The organism is Bradyrhizobium sp. (assembly GCF_019244115.1).
In the GTDB taxonomy this organism is placed as follows: Bacteria; Pseudomonadota; Alphaproteobacteria; order Rhizobiales; family Xanthobacteraceae; genus Bradyrhizobium.
In genome coordinates this window covers 1-2,734 of sequence record NZ_JAFATE010000382.1, presented here as the reverse complement: position 1 = coordinate 2,734, position 2,734 = coordinate 1, and the positions used below count along the sequence as shown (strand labels likewise).

At 63.2% G+C, this 2,734-nt stretch carries 4 protein-coding genes; 3 read left to right on the top strand and 1 reads right to left on the bottom strand.

Annotated elements, in window-relative coordinates; all coding sequences use genetic code 11:
* The 3 genes from JOZ76_RS16775 to JOZ76_RS16765 form a co-directional block, all read left to right on the top strand.
* Nucleotides 1–181 (top strand): fumarylacetoacetate hydrolase family protein (locus JOZ76_RS16775; protein WP_291699873.1); only part of this gene is annotated, 181 nt, incomplete at its 5' end.
* A 207-nt stretch (nt 182–388) separates the two neighbouring features.
* Nucleotides 389–1,006, top strand: coding sequence for a glutathione S-transferase family protein (locus JOZ76_RS16770; RefSeq protein ID WP_291699871.1), 618 nt, complete (start codon nt 389–391; stop codon nt 1,004–1,006).
* 20 nt (nt 1,007–1,026) lie between these two features.
* Complete coding sequence (locus JOZ76_RS16765; RefSeq protein WP_291699869.1) at nt 1,027–1,896, top strand: MBL fold metallo-hydrolase; 870 nt, start codon at nt 1,027–1,029, stop codon at nt 1,894–1,896.
* 244 nt (nt 1,897–2,140) lie between these two features.
* On the opposite strand, the gene JOZ76_RS16760 is transcribed toward JOZ76_RS16765, so the two are convergent.
* Complete coding sequence (locus JOZ76_RS16760) at nt 2,141–2,683, bottom strand: methylated-DNA--[protein]-cysteine S-methyltransferase (protein ID WP_291699868.1); 543 nt, start codon at nt 2,681–2,683, stop codon at nt 2,141–2,143.
* Between the last annotated feature and the right edge of the window lie 51 nt (nt 2,684–2,734).

Below are 2,734 nucleotides of genomic sequence, written 5' to 3'. Positions count from 1 at the left end.
GCAATGCATCGCCTATGTCTCGCAATTCATGACGCTGCTGCCCGGCGACGTCATCACGACCGGCACGCCGCCGGGCGTCGGCACGGGCATGAAGCCGCCACAGTTCCTCAATGTCGGCGACGTCGTCTCCCTCGGCATCGAGGGACTCGGCGAGCAGCGCCAGGAGATCGTCGCGGCGTGAGGTGCGCCGAATTTTTGCGCCCGCCGCGATTGCGAGGGGCGCACAACCTGCACCGTCATTCCGGGGCGATGCGCAGCATCGAACCCGGAATCTCGAGATTCCGGGTTCGGCTCTTCGAGCCGCCCCGGAATCACGGGCCGCTCAAAAACCTAACCCTAGATGCCCGGCACAAGGCCGTGCATGAGAGATTGGTCGGGAAACACAAAAATGAAACTCACCTTCTCCGCCGCCTCGCCGTTTGTCCGAAAAGTGCGCATCGCCGCGATCGAGCTCGGCCTGATCGACAGAATCGAATTCGTCCCCACCACGGTCGCCCCGGGAACGCCGAACGACGAGTACTCGAAGATCACGCCGGTGAAGAAGCTGCCGGTGCTTATCCTCGACAATGGCGAGGTCGTGCTCGATTCCTACGTCATCGTCGAATATCTCGATGACCTCGCCGGCGGCGGCAAGCTGATCCCCGCCTCCGGAGCGCTGCGCTGGAAGATCAAGGCCGACCATTCGCTGCTGCAGGGCATGCTCGATTCCATGCTGCTGTGCCGCTACGAAGCGATGGTGCGTCCAAAGGAGCTTTTCTGGAAGGCCTGGGCGGACGATCATTGGAGCCGGGCCTGGAACGGCATGGCACGCTTCGAGCAGGAGGCCGAAGCGATGCTGGCGCGGCCGCTCGACATCGCCCAGATCTCCCTTATCTGCGTGCTCGGCTATGCCGATTTCCGCTTTGCCGATTGCGGTTGGCGCAAGGCCTATCCGAAGCTCGACGCGTTCCACCAGAAGATGCTGGAGCGGCCGTCGGTCAAGATCTCGCTGCCCCCGGCTGCGTGATCAAGCGTGGAGGCGCAGCCATGAGTCTGACTTTTGCTGTTGGCGATCTCACCATCCATCGTGTCATCGAGCAGGAGACCACGTTCCTGCCAGCGCTGGAGATGTTTCCGGCGCTGACGGGCGAGCTGCTCGCGGAAAACCGGTCGTGGCTGCGTCAGGCGAAGGCGCTGGACAATGAAGACGGGCTGATCCTGTGCTTCCAATCCTATGTAGTGAAGACGCCGCACCACACGATCCTGATCGATACCTGCATTGGCAACGACAAGCCGCGCACGACGCGGCCGAAATGGCACATGAAGACCGACGACATTTATCTCAGCGGTCTGAAAGCCGCGGGCCTTTCGGTCGGCGATATCGACATCGTGATGTGCACGCACCTGCATCCCGATCATGTCGGCTGGAATACCCGGCTGGAGAACGGATGGTGGGTGCCGACCTTTCCGAACGCGCGTTATGTCTTCGGCAAGGGCGAGTTCGAGCACTGGGCCGCGCAGAATGCGAAGGCGGAAATTCCGACCTTTACGGACAGCGTGCTGCCGGTGGTCGAGGCCAACAAGGCCGATCTCGTCACCAATGATTTTGCCATCGGCGATCACGCCCGCATCCTGCCGACCCCAGGGCACACGCCCGGCCATGTCGCGTTCGTTTTCGGCAAGGGCAGGGACGCAGCGGTGTTCTGCGGCGATGCGATGCACTCGCCGCTGCAGACGCGCTATCCGGACCTGTCGCCAAAGTTCGACGTGGATCCGACGGCGGCGGCCAAGAGCCGGCGCGGCCTGCTCGAACGTCTGTGCGAAACCGAGACGCTGTGCTGCACGGCGCATTTCCCCTCGCCGTCGGCCGGCCGCATCAAGCGCCGCGGCGATGCGTTCACGTGTGAGATGGTCTAGCGGCGTCGCAATCCCAACTGGTTGTCATCGCCCGGCTCGACCGGGCGATCCAGTATTCCAAAGACCGCAGTGCTCGAGCCGATACGCCGCGGAGTACTGGATGCCCCGCCTTCGCGAGGCATGACAGTCTCAATCGTGGGGTGGCAAAGGCGCGTCTTCGCGCCCACCATCATGTCGAGCCGAGGAAAGAAGGTGGGCACGTTTCGCTTTGCCCACCCTACGCAGCTACGCAGCCGAGCTTATATTAGTCGAACAAACTCGGCGTGTGATTCACCGCCGCGCCCTCGATCGCCAGCATCTTCAGCTTGGTCTCGACGCCGCCATTGGCGGAGAAGCCGCCGGGCTTGTTGCCGGCCGCCAGCACGCGATGGCAGGGCACCACGATCGGGCAGGGATTGCGGCCGAGCGCCTGGCCGACATCGCGCGACAATTCGACGCCGCCCAGCCGTTTGGCGATGTCACCATAGGTCAGGGTCTGGCCGGGCGGGATGCTGCGCGCAATGTCGTAGACGCCGCGATTGAACTCCGGCACGTCCTCGAGATCGAGCGCGATGTCCCTGAGGTCGTCGGGCTTGCCGGAGAGCAGGTCGACGATGCGATCGATCACCGCCTGCACCTCTGATGTCGCCGCGGTTTCGACACTGAAAAGATCGCGCTGGCGGATGCGGGCGCGGGTCTTCTCCTCGCTGCCCATCGGCAGTTGCACGCCGTTGATGCCGCGCGGGCCCCATTCGATGCCGCAGGTTCCGATCGGGGTCTCAAAAAGGGTAAAATGCTGGTCGGTCATGTCAGGGCCTCCACGTCGCCCCACCTTGCCTGTTGGCTTAAATCTAGGCTT

Excerpts from the sequence above, each read along its gene's own strand:
- JOZ76_RS16770 (WP_291699871.1), top strand. The coding sequence starts at position 389 with ATGAAACTCACCTTCTCCGCCGCCTCGCCGTTTGTCCGAAAAGTGCGC.
- JOZ76_RS16765 (WP_291699869.1), top strand. The coding sequence starts at position 1,027 with ATGAGTCTGACTTTTGCTGTTGGCGATCTCACCATCCATCGTGTCATC.
- JOZ76_RS16760 (WP_291699868.1), bottom strand. The coding sequence starts at position 2,683 with ATGACCGACCAGCATTTTACCCTTTTTGAGACCCCGATCGGAACCTGC.